A 15,500-nucleotide genomic window follows, 5' to 3' on the forward strand; every position below is an offset into this window, starting at 1 on the left:
TGGTTTAGATTCAATTAAAATTATTCCCACTCGATGGTCGCTGGCGGCTTGCTGCTAATATCGTACACCACTCTGTTTACGCCACGCACCTTATTGATTATTTTGTTGGACACCTCGGCCAAAAACTCGTACGGAAGGTGAACCCAGTCAGCGGTCATCCCATCAAGACTGGCCACTGCTCGCAAAGCCACCACCTGCTCATAGGTACGCTCGTCACCCATTACTCCTACCGATTGCACAGGCAACAACATGGCACCAGCCTGCCATACCTGATCATAGAGGTTGGCTTCTTTGAGGCCGCTGATAAAGATATCATCTACTTCCTGAAGTATTCTTACCTTCTCCGCTGTAATGTCTCCAAGAATCCTGATCCCCAAACCAGGCCCCGGGAAGGGATGCCGACCTAAAATATTATTAGATATCTCCAGTGCCCGTCCTACATTTCGCACTTCGTCTTTGAAAAGCAAGTTGAGTGGCTCCACCACTTTCAAGTTCATTTTCTCAGGCAGTCCACCTACATTGTGGTGGGACTTGATCGTTACGGACGGTCCGTTAACAGACACAGACTCAATCACATCCGGGTAGATGGTTCCCTGCCCTAACCATTTCACATCTTTAATCTTATGTGACTCCCGGTCAAACGTCTCTATAAATACCCTGCCTATGGCTTTTCTTTTATCCTCCGGATCGGTGAGCCCCTTCAATGCTTCATAAAATTCTTCTTTGGCATCCACTCCCTTCACATTCAGCCCCATACCCTCATATGACTCCAGCACCTGCTCGAATTCATTTTTTCTAAGCAAGCCATTGTCAACAAATATGCAGTAGAGGTTCTTGCCAATGGCCTGATGAATCAGTGTGGCCGCCACCGAAGAATCCACCCCCCCGGAAAGTCCCATCACCACTTTATCATCTCCTAGCTTGGCCTGAAGGCCACGTACTGTGTTTTCCACAAAAATATCAGCAGTCCAGTCCTGAGCGGCACCGCAGATGTGCACCACGAAATTTCGAAGGAGTGTTTTACCATCCAGACTATGAGTCACCTCAGGGTGAAACTGAATCCCATAAATAGGCTTATTTTCTACCTTATAGGCTGCCACGGGTATACTTTCCGTATTGGCGATCACCTGAAAATCTTCGGGCAGTTGCGTGATGGTGTCACCATGAGACATCCATACCTGACTTCCTATTTCCACTTCTTTCAATAGATCAAAGTGTGCATTGATATGCGCCAGCTTGGCACGGCCATACTCCCGATGCTCTGAGCGGGTCACTTCACCCCCGTGCTTATGAGCGAGAAGTTGAGCGCCATAGCAGATACCCAGGATGGGATATTTCTCAAGGGCTTTGATGTCCAGATCAGGAGCTCCTTCATCCAAAACCGAACAGGGACTCCCTGAGAGGATGATTCCCTTGGTAAATTCGTCAGGATCGGGAAAGTGATTAAAAGGATGAATTTCACAATAAACATCGAGCTCGCGTACCCTGCGAGCGATGAGTTGTGTATATTGAGAACCAAAGTCCAGAATGAGAATCTTGTCTGTCATCCCGCAAAATTAGCAGATTCAAGCAAACGCTAAATTGATTTTTTACTTCGATTTGAATTATCCCCAAATTTACTTTGATTAGCCCGCTGAAAATTGACGTATGACACAGGAAGAAAAACGGTTAGAAGAGTGTAGGAAGGGTATTTCCTGGAAAGAATGGGGTCCATATTTATCTGAAAGGCAATGGGCCACTGTGCGCGAAGATTATACTGAATCTGGTAACGCCTGGGAAAGTATCGTCCATGATCAGGCCCGAAGCAAATCTTACCGATGGGGCGAGGATGGTCTCGGAGGATTTAGTAATTCGGATCAGCGAATCTGTTTTGCCTGGGCCTTCTGGAATGGGAAAGATAAAATCCTCAAAGAGCGATTGTTTGGGCTCACTGGCCATGAAGGCAATCATGGCGAAGATGTCAAGGAACTCTACTTCTACCTGGACAGCACGCCGACACACTCTTATATGAAAATGCTCTATAAGTATCCTATCAATGAGTTCCCCTACTCTGATTTGGTCGTAGAGAATCTGAAAAGAACCAAGAAACAGCGGGAATATGAAATCCTGGATACCGGAGTATTCGACAAAGACGAATATTTTGATATTTTTCTGGAATACGCCAAAGGCGCCCCGGATGACTTTTTGCTGAGAGCCGAAGTGCATAACAGAAGTAATAAAGATGCAGAGCTGACCCTGCTCCCAACTTTCTGGTTTCGCAACACCTGGTCCTCTGGCAGGGACTCCAATATCCCTGAAATTTCAGAGGTAAGCCCCACGGAAATGCTCATTAAACACCACCTGCTTGGAGACTATCATGTCTACTTCGGGGAAGAGGTGAAAGAGCAGATGTATTGTGACAATGCCACCAACCGGGTGAGACTCTATGGCGTGCCCAACAAGCAATCCAACTACCCCAAGGATGCAATCAATGATTACATCATCAACGGAAAAAAAACCCTTAATCCCAAAAAGAAAGGCACCAAGTCCTCCGCTCATTATAAAGTGATGGTACCCGCCGGGGGCTCTAAGACAGTAGAAATAAGGATGTCATCCGTGGCCTTGAGTCTACCCTTTGGGGACTATCAGGAGCTTCTGAACAAGCGCAAAGCTGAGGCGGATAGTTTCTACAGATCTATCCAGTCCAAAGTAATTGACAAAGACCTTAAAAATATACAACGCCAGGCCTTTGCAGGCATGATGTGGAGCAAGCAGTTTTATTACTACAACATCAAAAACTGGATACACGGGGATCCGGGACGAATGAAACCCTCGCCTTCCCGAAAGAATGGGCGAAACTCGGACTGGCAGCATGTATACAACTATGATATACTGTCCATGCCAGACAAATGGGAATATCCTTGGTTCGCCGCCTGGGATCTTGCCTTTCATTGCATTCCCATCACCAGGATCGATCCTGATTTTGCAAAAAACCAGCTGCTTCTGCTGCTGAAAGACCGCTACCTCCACCCCAATGGTCAAATACCGGCCTATGAGTGGAATTTTAGTGACGTGAATCCACCGGTACACGCCTGGGCCGTGCTGCGCGTTTTCCAGATCGACCGGGAAACTACCGGGAAACCCGATTTTGATTTTCTCCAAAGGGCATTTCATAAACTCTCGATCAATTTCACCTGGTGGGTAAACCGGAAAGACAAAGAAGGCAATAACGTATTTGAAGGCGGCTTCCTGGGACTGGACAATATTGGGGTGTTTGATAGAAATCACCCTGTGGTGGAAGATGCCAGACTGGAGCAGGCAGACAGTACCAGCTGGATGGCCATGTTCTCACTGAACATGCTGCGCATTTCTCTGGATCTGTCCATGGAGTATCCTGTTTATCAGGATATGGCCGTGAAGTTTTTTGAACACTTCCTCTACATCGCCGGGGCCATGAATAGTATAGGAGACACGGATGTAGACCTGTGGGATGATGAAGACAACTTCTACTACGATGTAATGCATACGCCTGATCAGCCCAACCAGCGAATGAAAGTACGCTCCATGGTGGGCCTGATCCCTCTGTTTGCAATCGAAATTCTTCGAACTGAGGTTTATAGCCGGTTGCCGGAGTTTAGAGAACGACTGGATTTCTTCCTGAAAGAACGCCCGAAACTAGCCTCACTGGTGGCCCGATGGGAAGAACCGGGAGAAGGCGAACACCGTCTGCTGAGTATCCTACGGGGTTTCAGAATGAAAAGGATCATTGAACGAATGTCAGACGAAGAGGAATTTCTTTCTAAGTATGGCATCCGGGCCCTCTCGAAATTCCACCTTAAGAATCCATACCAACTGGAAATAGATGGTCAGAAACTGGAAGTGGCCTACTTACCGGGAGAGTCCGACTCTTCCTTCTTTGGAGGCAACTCCAACTGGCGTGGCCCGATCTGGTTTCCTGTCAATTACCTTATTTTGGAGTCCCTATTGAAATATTCACACTACTACGGAAAAGACTACCTGGTAGAATTTCCGATAGGCAGTGGCGTGAAGCACACCCTACTGGAGGTGACCCGCGAAATTTGTTTGCGGCTCATGAAAATTTTCATGAAAGATGAAAATGGGGAACGCCCGGTCTATGCCGGAAATAAGAAATTTCAAACTGATCCGCATTTCAAAGACTACATTTTGTTCTACGAATATTTCAATGGTGATACCGGTGAAGGACTTGGAGCCTCGCACCAGACCGGATGGACTGGTCTGGTGGCCGAACTCATTCATCGATATCATAATTAAACATTTAACTCTGTAATCACCCATAAGTAATACGAGCTTCCTAGTTTTGTACCCAAAAAAGAGCCGATGCGAAAACTCATTCTGATCCTTTTTCTCTTACCCTCCCTTAGCGCAATTGGCCAGGCCAAAAAGCCAAAGCTGGTCGTAGGGATAGTCGTAGACCAGATGCGACATGAGTACCTTCAGCGATTTGAATCCAAATATGGCAACGACGGATTTAAGAGAATGATCAGAGATGGATTTGAAGCCAGAAACAATCACTATAATTATATACCTACCTACACCGCACCTGGTCATGCCTCCATTTACACGGGTACTACCCCGCGCTATCATGGCATCATTGGCAACGACTGGTACAGCCGGGTACTCGGCCGGTCGGTCTATTGTGTGGGAGACACCTCCGCAAGTAGTGTGGGTGGAAGTGCACTAAGTGGTAAAATATCCCCAAAAAACCTGATAGTAAATACCATCACTGATGAACTCAAGCTAACCACCAACTTCAGATCCAAAGTGGTGGGAGTTTCCATCAAAGACCGTGGAGCAGTTCTGCCTGCCGGGCATGCCCCCGATGGCGCGTATTGGTATGATTCTCGGACCGGTGAGTTTATGACTTCAGACTTTTACATGGATGCCCTCCCTCAATGGTTGGTGAATTTTAACCAAAAGAAGCTGGTAGATAAATACTCCAACCAAACCTGGAATACCCTCATACCAATAGCTGAGTACACTGAAAGCACTCCTGATGACAACTCCTATGAGAATGGATTCAAAGGCAAAGAAACTCCCACTTTTCCTTATGACCTCAAGGTACTCAGAGAATCAAATGGACCTTACGGACTGATCCGTTCTACTCCTTTTGGTAACTCTCTGGTACTCGATTTGGCCAAAGCTTCGATCGAGGGAGAGCAGCTTGGTACTGACCAAATTACGGATTTTCTGTCGGTCAGTCTGTCCTCTACAGATTACGTAGGGCACAACTTCGGACCCAACTCGGTGGAGGTGGAAGACACCTATCTGAGACTTGACAAAGACCTTGGGGACTTCCTGACTTATCTTGATAAGAAAATAGGCGTTGGTGAATACATGGTTTTTCTTACGGCAGATCACGGAGTGGTAGCTAACCCTCAGTTTTTGCTGGACAATGGACTCCCCGGTGGGTACATCGATACCGATGAGGTAAAGGAGATTTTCGCAGAGGCCGCACAAAGTTTGGGTGATTATATACTCAGTACGTCAAATGATCAGATTTTTCTGAACCGGGATCTGATCGACTCGGCAGGACTGGAACTGGAAGCGATCCAAAAAGCATTTGCCGAAGCGGCGATGAAAATTCCCGCCGTAGCGGAAACTTTCACTGCCACGAGTATGGACACTTTTGACTACACAGATCCGATGCGAAGTAATTTGCAAAATGGTTATAACCGCAAACTCTCCGGAGACGTACTCTTGTTTATGAAACCTGGCTACCTCACCAATACCTACGGGCTTAAGGGCTCCTCACATGGTACCGGATACTCGTATGACACCCATGTACCACTGCTGTTTTTTGGGGCCGGTATCAAAAAAGGCGCCACAGTAGAGAAAACCTACATTACCGACATTGCCCCTACGCTGGCGATGTTATTGAATATTTCCATTCCAAATGCCGCCGTGACAGGCGCACCCATAGAAGAGATTTTTGAATGATCGGACTGATATTTGATATGGATGGTGTCATTGTGCACAACAATGAATACCATTATCTGGCCTGGCAAAAACTGGCCAAAAAGTACAATGTGAAAATTACCCGGAAGTACTATCGGGAAAAGATGAACGGACGCACGCTGATGGAGCTGATGGAAATCATCTTCGATGGTGAACTGGATAAAAGTCAGGCACTCAGTGTTGGGCTGGAGAAGGAAGCCATCTATCGGGAGCTCTATGCTGAACACCGAGAGGCTACCAAAGGGTTGATACCATTCCTGGAACTTGCTAAATCCAAAAACATTCCTATGGTAGTAGGTACTTCCGCTCCCAAAGAGAATGTGGTTTTCACCCTGGATGGACTCGATTTACGAAAGTACTTTGTGGGTGTAGTAGATGACAGTATGGTCACTAAAGGAAAACCGGAACCGGAAGTTTACCTGAAGTGCGCGGAGATGATCAAAAGGGAGCCTCAGAAGTGTATTGTATTTGAAGACGCTCTTTCAGGCATCAAAGCGGGTCAAAGAGCTGGCGCCAAAGTGATTGCGCTGGCCACTTCACACGGGCGGGAAGAGCTCTCTGCTGACCTTATCATCGATGACTTCTCGCAACTGAAGTGGGAACAGGTGGAAGCCCTACTCGGAGTGTAAGAGATTCCTACAAATTATTTGATATCGGAAAAGGGCTTTACACCTAAAAAAGTGTTGTGGTGAATGGTGATAACTCCTCATTTGAGTAAATTCTGCCCTCATATGCTGAATTCCATTTTAAAAAACCTTTGCTTCTGCCTGATACTACTAGCTGCAGTGACTGTAGAAGCACAAACACTCAGAGTAGCCAAGCTAAAATACGATGGCGGTGGAGACTGGTATGCCAACAAAACGGCATTGCCCAATCTAATCTCCTACTGCAATGAACATCTGAAGACTGACATTGCCAGTGAAGAAGAAATTGTGGAAGTGGGGAGCCCTGACCTGTTTTTGTTTCCATATGTGTATATGACCGGGCACGGCAATGCGGTTTTTAGCAGTCAGCAAGCAGAAAACCTGCGAAACTATCTTACATCAGGTGGGTTCCTGCACATTGATGACAACTACGGCCTGGATCCGTACATTCGGCTGGAAATGAGTAAAGTATTTCCAAACCTCAACTTTGTGGAGCTGCCATTTGACCATCCCATCTACCATCAGAAGTATGATTTCCCGGAAGGGCTTCCTAAAATCCATGAACATGACGGTAAACCTGCTCAGGGGTTTGGTCTTTTCTATGAGGGTCGCCTCGTATGTTTCTATTCCTATGAGAGCGATCTGGGCAACGGCTGGGAAGATCAGGTCATCTACAACGACCCCCAGGAGGTACGACTGAAGGCACTAAAAATGGGTGCCAACATCATCAGTTATGTGTTTACGACGGAGAACTAAACCTAAATAATCTTACAAAACAGTTATATTTAATGGATTGTTTTAAGAAATCATTCATACAGAGCTGAGTACCATGGCCATTCTCACCACCCCCCGCCTCTCTATCGAAAAAGTAACCCTGAACGACAGTGCGTTTATTTTTGAGCTGATGAACACCCCCACTTGGATCCAATACATTGGTGACCGATCCATCAAAAGCATAGCGGATGCCACTGCATACATTGAAACCAATTACCTCACCAGCTACAAAGAGAATGGCTATGGCCTCTATAAGATGGTCCTCACCTCCACCCTCGCACCCATCGGCATGTGTGGTTTTGTGAAAAGGGACTACCTGGACGCTCCGGACATTGGGTTTGCGGTACTGCCAGCATATGAGGGAATGGGCTATACTTCGGAGGCGGCCACAAAAATACTCGACTATGGCCTCCATACGTTGAACCTGGAGCTTGTCCTGGGGATCACTTCATTGGAAAACATCCGATCCCAACGCCTCCTCGAGAAACTAGGTCTGATCAAACAAGGCACCATTCAATCAGCAGAAATAGGCAAAACACTGTATTTGTACTCTACTCAACCCAGCTGATTCTAGTGCTTTAACAGGAAAGTGCCTTGACCAAACCTTGGATCGCAAATTCCAGGTCTTACATTTTTCTCCCGCATAAACTGGCACTTTATTAGACCTTCGGGTAACTTTCTCCACCGAGTCATTCGCAACCAACCAAATCATAAACAGCCTATGTCCCAACCCCTCCCAAGTCCGGCCCCTACCTCCTCAGCAGAGCGGATCGGTACATTGGATTTCCTGAGAGGTATTGCCATTCTCGGAATCCTGGTGATGAACATCGAGAGTTTCTCCTACCCGGACCCCTGGAGTCCTTTCAAAAATGGATTCAGTGGACCTGAGGATCATACAGTTCGTTTCTGGGTGTATTTTCTGGCTCAGGGGAAATTCTTCAGCATGTTTACCCTTCTCTTCGGTGTGGGTTTTTATGTTTTCCTGGAAAGGCTGGAAGCCAAAGGACTCGGGCTCAAGGCCCTCGACATATATGCGCGGAGATTACTCTGGCTATTTGTGATAGGGGTGATTCATGCTTACATGATCTGGGATGGAGATGTGCTGTACCATTATGCAGTTTGCGGCTTCCTGATCTTCCCTTTCCGCTCCTTCACCATCAGACAGTTGCTTATGGTACTGTGTATACCCATTGCCATTCTGCTTTTCAATGACTATCAACGTACCCTCCGTACCCAAAACTCATTTCTTTCTTATGAAAAGGCCATTGAGAAAAGTGAGGATGAACGAACAGCCGATGAACAGCGCACCATTGACCAATGGGTCAGGAAGACCACAGAGGGAAAGTCAGAGATGAAAGTGGATGAAACTCCTCGACAGACCCTTCTGGAAAGCTGGGTGGCCAATGCGGAACATACACGTGTTCACAAAGGTGCCATCCTCTATCAGGGCATCTTATTCCGTACCCTGATTATGATGATTTTGGGCATCCTCTTATATAAATCGGGGATTTTCAAAGACTACCGGTCTGCCAGGTACTATTGGCCACTTACCATCACCATCCTGATACTGGCCCTTGTCATCAATTACCATCGCTATCAGCACTGGACGTATGATTACTACCATCCTGTCACTAACATCTGGGAAGGTTGGCTTTTCACTTTCCCTAAGGAAACGCTCGGATTGGCATACATTCTGGTATTCAATGGGCTCTATCAAAAGTGGCTCAAAAACAGCAAGTTCAAAATCATATCCACCGCCGGAAAAATGGCCCTCACCAACTACATTTTTCAGAGCATTCTCTGTGGGCTTATATTCTATGGCTATGGCCTGGGCAAGTACAACGAATATTCCAGATTCGAACTATTGCTGATTGTTGTTATGATCTGGGTCATACAACTGGGTTTGAGCTGGTGGTGGATGAAGCGCTTTAGTCAAGGTCCGTTAGAGAGGGCCTGGCGAAAGCTGACCTACAAGGCTTTTAGCTAGCAACCTCTATTCACTTATCTAACCACCATCTTCATGGTCTGCATATGTTGGGAATATTGCAGCCTAATGAGATAAATACCCTCGCGTGCGGGCATCTGCAGCGGCTCTCCCTCACTGAAAACCCGAACCAATCTGCCATTGAGATCATAAATAATGACTTCCTGACAGCCAGCAGGTATGGCCAGAATAGACATGGGGCTCACGGGATTGGGCAGGCCCACGGGTTCTGTCGGCTTCACACCAAGGGTCACTCCCTGAAAATAAGATCTCGCCACCTCAAAAGCCCTTTTACCCACCTTCTCTCCGATCAGGCGCCCGGGAATATCATCTACTGGCGGGTGGATTCCACCCCATATCCGGGAAAGGCTGCACTGATCGCTGGCATCCCGATACGTAGCCCATTGCAGGACCACATCCACACTTGGCCCTTCTTCGAACACCAGGAATTCGTTTTTCTTAGCCACAAACTCACCCATGCCGCCGGGAAAAAAGGCGCTTCCCGTGAGCGAGGTAAGTACCTCAGCTCCGGCCCTTGAATAAGTAGAGTGGCCAGACACATACCCTGCAAACGGAGGAGTCACAAAGGTAGGCCGCTGATATGGCCACCAGTTTTCTGCCAGGATCCACCCAACCCCTGCATCCTCGGTATCAGGATTTTGAATGAAGGTAGGTCCGCGCCATGCATACAGTTTGATTTTACCAATGTGTTGACCCTGCTGTCCCGAAAGCGGATCGTTATTGCCCTTTACTACCTCCACTCTGCCTGGAGCCAGCTTGATCCCCGCCGGATGATAATTTCGCAAGGTCTGATCAGATGACTGCCCCAGAGAAGCCATATACCTGATGGCCGATATGGGCCGGATATAATCATAATACCCCTTGATTCCCCAGGAAGCAATGGCCGCATCGTGCATCGCTCCTCCCAGTGTGAAATAGGCCTTAACATCCCACTCCAGATCATCCATCACGGGCCCCTCGCCCTGATATCTTTTCTCAAACCGGGGGTGGTCATTCACGTAATTGAGAATGGTAAACCAATGTCCGGGTGGCGTTTCAGAATCGGGACCATCTGCCCAAAACTCTGCCAATACCCGAGTATAATCACCTCGTGGCACCATCTGAGGGACATAAGGCTGCTGAGTAATTGGATTGACCAGGTGACCTGCACTGTGGTCACCCCCCTCGCGGGCATCATAGAAGGTTTTCATTTCATCGACGGTTGCAGGAAAATTCCGGATATCCAGATTTCCAATAGCACCCGGGGAAATATCCCAGAGCACTCCGTCAGTGGGATCGAGGTGTGCAGACCACAAAGCCACCATTTCATGACTCCACACATAGTCGGCACTTTTTTCCTTGCTTTTAATGTCGAGTTTTGGCGGAGCTCCAGGGTCATGGTAAACCCAGTAAGTTTGATGGTCCCGGCTTTTGATAGACAAATGACTCTTGTTCAGGGCAAATGGAATCACGTAGCCCCACTCGGCACTCAAAAACTCAGGCACAATGTTATAACTCACGTGACCGGATTGATCTACAAACGCCCCAAAGGCCAGGGGTTGCCACCGGTTGGGGTCACTCATTTTCCGGACTCCAGCCAGCTCCGGAACCATCGGTTCATTCACGGGTGCGTAAAACTGGTTTTTGTATCCCGCAGACTCAAAAGATCCATCCTGATCTCCAAAAGCCAACATCTGGCTGGCTATGTAATTGCCTAATGCAGCGGGAGAACCATCGACATAGTCTGTGGACTCATCAGATGGGTCATACCCCAATGACTCCATCAGCGCATCCATTTCCTCTTTGATAAGCAAAATACCGGGTGACCTGACAAAACGATGTTCCAGCAACCTATAGACTGCATAACTCATAGCCTCTTCCTGTGCCAGAGTCACATTTTCAGGAATATGGACGCCCGAAAAGGGAATATGAAAACCAGAATGCATTCGTCCGAGAAAGTAGGGCGACGCCTGCAACTCATAAGCAGCCCAGGCATCATACATGGCTGCTGAGATATGAAATAGATTTCTGGCATGCACAGTCGGCCTGGCATAATCTTTTCTGATGGCATCCAGAACCACCTCATTCCACTGCCTCGCAACAGAATGCTGAGCAATCACTTGAGTAGCCGTACTCACGAGCAGGCCACCAAGCAGTAGATAACAAAGCAGGAGTTTCATCATTGGTCAAGCTTGTGTACAAAAACAAACATCTGACAATTATCCCTCATTACGCTCAAGCAAAAAAAGCAAAACTTTAATGGCAGTCAACTTTGGTTTTACTCGACCTCTGGCAGAGCAAACGCCACATACTCATCCCCTTTCTCTGGAGTGTCCTTACCACCACTGGCCGCCACTACCACATACTGTCGGCCATCCACCTCATAGGTGGCGGGTGTGGCCAGTCCGGGTCGGGGCAGTCTTCCCTTCCAGAGTTCGGCACCGGTTTCCTTATCAAATGCCCTGATAAAAGGATCTTTGGTTCCGGCAATAAAAATCAACCCTCCGGCCGTCACCACGGGTCCTCCATAATTTTCGGTTCCAGTTTTCGGGATTCCCCGTGCAGTCAACTCCTCAAACTCTCCCAATGGCACTTTCCATTTGATGGTCCCATCATTCAGATCTATGGCATTCAAGTGTCCCCAAGGAGGCTTTACCGCCGGATACCCATCACGGTCCACAAAGCGCTGATAGCCTTCCATGCGATACTGCAAAGCTTCCAGATTCTTCGTGCCATTGGATTCCACCTCCTCCTGGTCGCCGGTCCAATTGAGCAGATAGTCTATCAGGGCTGTGACCTGATCCTCTTCCAGATAGCTGAATGCGGGCATACTACCTTTCCCTTTGCGGATTCTCTCAGCCATCTCCTGAGGTTTCATTCGAGACTTCACATCGGTGAGTGCGGGCACAGCCCCGTGAAAGGTAGAGCCACTCAGATCTGCTCCATGGCAACTCATACAATTGGCCTGATACAGATTCTTACCCATGGTAAGTGGATCCTGATCCTCAGCGTCCAGCTCAATCATCTTGATGATCCAGGCCATTTCATTCCCATTGACATAGAGTATCCCGGTGGTAGGATCATAACCTGCGCCACCCCATTCTCCACCTCCATCCAACCCGGGATAGAGGAGTGTGCCGGCTGTGCTTGGTGGAATAAACTGGCCTCCATACTGATATCCTCTGATCCGGGTAAGCAACTCCTCTTTATGGTTCGAATAAGGATTTAAATCATCCTCCGTCAATGTTTGTCTGGAGAATGGCGGCGGTTCAGTCGGCAGGGGTTGTGTAGGCCAGGCCGCCTCTCCGGGGAGCTCTGAGGGTGGATAGGGCTTTTCCTCAATTGGGAAAAGTGACTCACCCGTCTCTCTATTAAAAACATACACGTGCCCGGACTTGGAAATCTGAGCCACTGCATCTACTGATTTTCCATCCTTTCTTACGGTGACCAAAGTAGGCGGTGCCGGAAAATCACGGTCCCATATATCATGATGTACAGCCTGAAAATGCCAGATGCGCTCACCGGTATTGGCATTGAGGGCAATGAGGCTATTGGCAAACAGGTTAGCTCCCTTCCTATTGGCTCCATAAAAATCATAAGAGGCCGATCCTGTGGGCACAAACAATATACCACGGGTTTCATCCACTGTCATGCCCGTCCAGTTATTGGCTCCACCGATAAATCGATAAGCAGTTGTATCTTCCCATGAATCATAGCCATATTCTCCTGGGTGTGGAATGGTATGAAAAATCCATTTCTGCTCGCCAGTCACCGCATCAAACCCCCTGATGTGACCTGGAGCAGCCGGCAATGTTTCCGCTGTGAGGGAGCCCATGAGGATAAGGTCTTTATACACTGTAGCCGGGGCGTGGTACTGGTAAGCAAGACCAGTAATGTCCCTATCGAGTCCTTTGGTCAGATCAATCCTTCCACCATCACCAAATGAGGTGACTAGTTCACCCGTCTCGGCGTTCAGGGCATAGAGGTACTTATCAGCGGTGAAGATGATGCGTGTTTGCGTACCATCCGTCCAGGCTGCCAGCCCACGGGCAAAATCCTTTTTATCGGTTCCTTCGAAGGGATCAAACTTCCATTTCTCTACTCCCGTGGCCGCGTCCAACGCAAAGACCTTGAAATGTGAAGAGGCAGCAAAGAGTGTACGCCCAATGATCAGTGGGTTGCATTGGCTATAGCTCTTGCCGTCATCATCTCCAGGCTCGTAGCTCCATACTTTTTGTAGCTGCGTGACATTTTCGCGGTTGATGTCTGTAAGGGAAGAATAGTGCGTTCGTCCTGCATCCCCCAGGTAGTTATCCCACGCTTTGTACGGATCACTGGAAATGGTAGCACTGTCATTGCAGCCCGCTCCCAAAAGGGAAATCAGGATGATTAAAGTTCCCGCTATTCGGTTCATCGTTTTTAGGTTGGTCCTTCAGGAAAGGTAAACAATACCCGTCGATTCCTAAACCCGTTGCCACTCAAAGGATTTTTTTCCCTAACTTCTGGTGACTTTTTTAAAACCGGTTTTTCTGACTCCAACCAACATTCAATCCATGCGAAAACACTTTGCCCCTCTTTTCATTCTCCTGATAATCTTCACCAGCTGCAATGATCAAAAAGTAGCAGAGAATGCTTCACCTAATGATCTACCCAGGAGCACTCCTGAGGCTGAGGGCATCTCTTCTCTGGCCATTAGTACCTTAATAGATTCGATGAATCAGAGTAATCTGGGTTTCCACAGCATCATGATCATTCGGCATGGGCAAGTGGTAGCAGAAGGTTGGTGGAACCCTTACCGGGAAGAGCTGAAGCATTCACTCTATTCATTGAGTAAAAGTTTTACCTCCACAGCCGTTGGCCTTGCGGTGCAGGAAGGCCTGCTTACGGTAAACGATCCGGTGATTTCCTTCTTCCCCAATGACTTACCAGCAGAGGTATCTGACCGCCTGGCATCCATGACCATCAAGAACCTGCTAACCATGAATACCGGCCACTCTCAAGGTACGCTGAATACCATGCGAAACGACTCCACCGGTAACTGGCCGAAGGCCTTTTTGGCTCAGCCTCTCACTCACGAACCGGGCACTCATTTTTTTTACAACACCGGAGCCACCTATATGCTCTCCAATATTATTCAGCAGAAAACAGGGCTGACAGTGCAGGCCTACCTGACTCCACGTTTGTTTGAGCCACTGGGCATCACAGGCATGGACTGGGAGGTGGATCCAAAAGGTGTGAACGTGGGCGGATATGGCCTGAGGGTAAAAACCGAAGACATTGCCAAACTGGGGCTCCTATACCTGAACAAGGGTGAATGGAAAGGTGAGCAGCTGTTGTCGGCAGACTGGGTGGAAGAAGCCACCAGCAAGCAAGTAACTTCTCAGGAGGGGGATAACGACTGGTCGCAGGGCTATGGCTACCAGTTTTGGCGATGCAAACCGGCCGGGCTCTATCGCGGAGATGGTGCCTTTGGCCAATACTGCATTGTGATGCCTGAACAAGATGCCGTGGTGGCCATCACCAGTGAAACCTTTGATATGCAAGCCTGCATGACCCTGATCTGGAAATACCTCCTTCCGGAAATGAAACCTGACGAACTGGATGAAGATCCCGAGACCTGGAATGCCCTCCAGTCAAAAATGAAAGCACTCTCCCTACCGGTGCCCACTTACAGCACCTCCTCCCCCATGACAAGCCTGCTTCAGGGAAAAGTGATCGCACTTGAACCCAATGAATTTGACATTGAATCGCTGGCTTTCACTTTTGGTGTGAATGACGTCTCTATGGATATCTACCGGCCCTACGGCCAAAGCACCATGATCCTGGGGGTAAATGAATGGCAATCGAGTGCGTTAGACAGGTACAACCTCTTTGAGCGCCCGGATCAGCAACCCATCAGGTCTGTCACAGCCGGCACTCTGGGCTGGAAAGACAGCAAAACCATGGTGATCAATGTCCGATATCTGGAAATGGCCCACGGGGATGAGATCACTCTGAGCTTTGATGAGGATGGAAAAGTGACCCTCTCCTTTCTGGGGAGTGTGGCCGCAGGGCGACAGGACGGCTCAGAAAATAGAACGCCCATCACGGGTGTAATACAACAACAAGAAACGCTATAAGCC

10 protein-coding genes are annotated in these 15,500 nt (G+C 48.2%); 7 read left to right on the forward strand and 3 right to left on the reverse strand.

Features of this window, described 5'->3' with window-relative positions; genetic code table 11:
- Nucleotides 1–20: 20 nt before the first annotated feature.
- The gene (guaA, locus tag GV030_RS06055) at nucleotides 21–1,547 is read right to left on the reverse strand and encodes a glutamine-hydrolyzing GMP synthase (protein WP_159580792.1); all 1,527 of its coding nucleotides are present in this window, start codon (nucleotides 1,545–1,547) and stop codon (nucleotides 21–23) included.
- Nucleotides 1,548–1,647: 100 nt separating this feature from the next.
- On the opposite strand from guaA, the gene GV030_RS06060 reads away from it, so the two are divergent.
- The 6 genes from GV030_RS06060 (at nucleotide 1,648) to GV030_RS06085 (ending at nucleotide 9,381) form a co-directional block, all read left to right on the forward strand.
- Nucleotides 1,648–4,272: a glucosidase gene (locus GV030_RS06060; protein ID WP_159580794.1), complete on the forward strand. Its 2,625-nt coding sequence runs from the start codon at nucleotides 1,648–1,650 to the stop codon at nucleotides 4,270–4,272.
- A 66-nt stretch (nucleotides 4,273–4,338) separates the two neighbouring features.
- Nucleotides 4,339–5,958: an alkaline phosphatase PafA gene (pafA, locus tag GV030_RS06065; protein ID WP_159580796.1), complete on the forward strand. Its 1,620-nt coding sequence runs from the start codon at nucleotides 4,339–4,341 to the stop codon at nucleotides 5,956–5,958.
- Complete coding sequence (locus tag GV030_RS06070) at nucleotides 5,955–6,605, forward strand: HAD family phosphatase (RefSeq protein WP_159580798.1); 651 nt, start codon at nucleotides 5,955–5,957, stop codon at nucleotides 6,603–6,605. The genes pafA and GV030_RS06070 overlap by 4 nt, the downstream gene beginning before the upstream one ends.
- Nucleotides 6,606–6,707: 102 nt before the next feature.
- On the forward strand, nucleotides 6,708–7,376 hold the full coding sequence (locus tag GV030_RS06075; RefSeq protein WP_159580800.1) for a DUF4159 domain-containing protein: 669 nt from the start codon (nucleotides 6,708–6,710) through the stop codon (nucleotides 7,374–7,376).
- Nucleotides 7,377–7,449: 73 nt separating this feature from the next.
- Entirely contained in the window at nucleotides 7,450–7,962 is a 513-nt protein-coding gene (locus GV030_RS06080; protein ID WP_159580802.1) for a GNAT family N-acetyltransferase, read from the forward strand.
- Between the two features lie 153 nt (nucleotides 7,963–8,115).
- Nucleotides 8,116–9,381 carry a DUF418 domain-containing protein gene (locus GV030_RS06085; protein WP_159580804.1) on the forward strand — a complete coding sequence of 422 codons (1,266 nt, stop codon included), beginning with the start codon at nucleotides 8,116–8,118 and terminating at the stop codon, nucleotides 9,379–9,381.
- A 14-nt stretch (nucleotides 9,382–9,395) separates the two neighbouring features.
- Here the strand turns inward: GV030_RS06085 and GV030_RS06090 are convergent, their stop codons facing one another.
- Both GV030_RS06090 and GV030_RS06095 read right to left on the reverse strand, forming a co-directional pair.
- On the reverse strand, nucleotides 9,396–11,561 hold the full coding sequence (locus GV030_RS06090) for a DUF6851 domain-containing protein (protein ID WP_159580806.1): 2,166 nt from the start codon (nucleotides 11,559–11,561) through the stop codon (nucleotides 9,396–9,398).
- Nucleotides 11,562–11,656: 95 nt separating this feature from the next.
- A complete protein-coding gene (locus tag GV030_RS06095) occupies nucleotides 11,657–13,792 on the reverse strand; it encodes a PQQ-binding-like beta-propeller repeat protein (RefSeq protein WP_159580808.1) in 2,136 nt (711 codons plus the stop codon).
- A 139-nt stretch (nucleotides 13,793–13,931) separates the two neighbouring features.
- Here GV030_RS06095 and GV030_RS06100 point away from each other — a divergent pair, with 139 nt between their 5' ends.
- Nucleotides 13,932–15,497: a serine hydrolase gene (locus tag GV030_RS06100; RefSeq protein ID WP_159580810.1), complete on the forward strand. Its 1,566-nt coding sequence runs from the start codon at nucleotides 13,932–13,934 to the stop codon at nucleotides 15,495–15,497.
- Nucleotides 15,498–15,500 lie beyond the last annotated feature (3 nt).

It is taken from the genome of Marinoscillum sp. 108 (assembly GCF_902506655.1).
Classification (GTDB): Bacteria; Bacteroidota; Bacteroidia; order Cytophagales; family Cyclobacteriaceae; genus Marinoscillum; species Marinoscillum luteum.

Bases quoted from the DNA above. Each gene is read 5' to 3' on its own strand.
- guaA (WP_159580792.1), bottom strand. From the start codon at position 1,547: ATGACAGACAAGATTCTCATTCTGGACTTTGGTTCTCAATATACACAA.
- GV030_RS06060 (WP_159580794.1), top strand. From the start codon at position 1,648: ATGACACAGGAAGAAAAACGGTTAGAAGAGTGTAGGAAGGGTATTTCC.
- pafA (WP_159580796.1), top strand. From the start codon at position 4,339: ATGCGAAAACTCATTCTGATCCTTTTTCTCTTACCCTCCCTTAGCGCA.
- GV030_RS06070 (WP_159580798.1), top strand. From the start codon at position 5,955: ATGATCGGACTGATATTTGATATGGATGGTGTCATTGTGCACAACAAT.
- GV030_RS06075 (WP_159580800.1), top strand. From the start codon at position 6,708: ATGCTGAATTCCATTTTAAAAAACCTTTGCTTCTGCCTGATACTACTA.
- GV030_RS06080 (WP_159580802.1), top strand. From the start codon at position 7,450: ATGGCCATTCTCACCACCCCCCGCCTCTCTATCGAAAAAGTAACCCTG.
- GV030_RS06085 (WP_159580804.1), top strand. From the start codon at position 8,116: ATGTCCCAACCCCTCCCAAGTCCGGCCCCTACCTCCTCAGCAGAGCGG.
- GV030_RS06090 (WP_159580806.1), bottom strand. From the start codon at position 11,561: ATGATGAAACTCCTGCTTTGTTATCTACTGCTTGGTGGCCTGCTCGTG.
- GV030_RS06095 (WP_159580808.1), bottom strand. From the start codon at position 13,792: ATGAACCGAATAGCGGGAACTTTAATCATCCTGATTTCCCTTTTGGGA.
- GV030_RS06100 (WP_159580810.1), top strand. From the start codon at position 13,932: ATGCGAAAACACTTTGCCCCTCTTTTCATTCTCCTGATAATCTTCACC.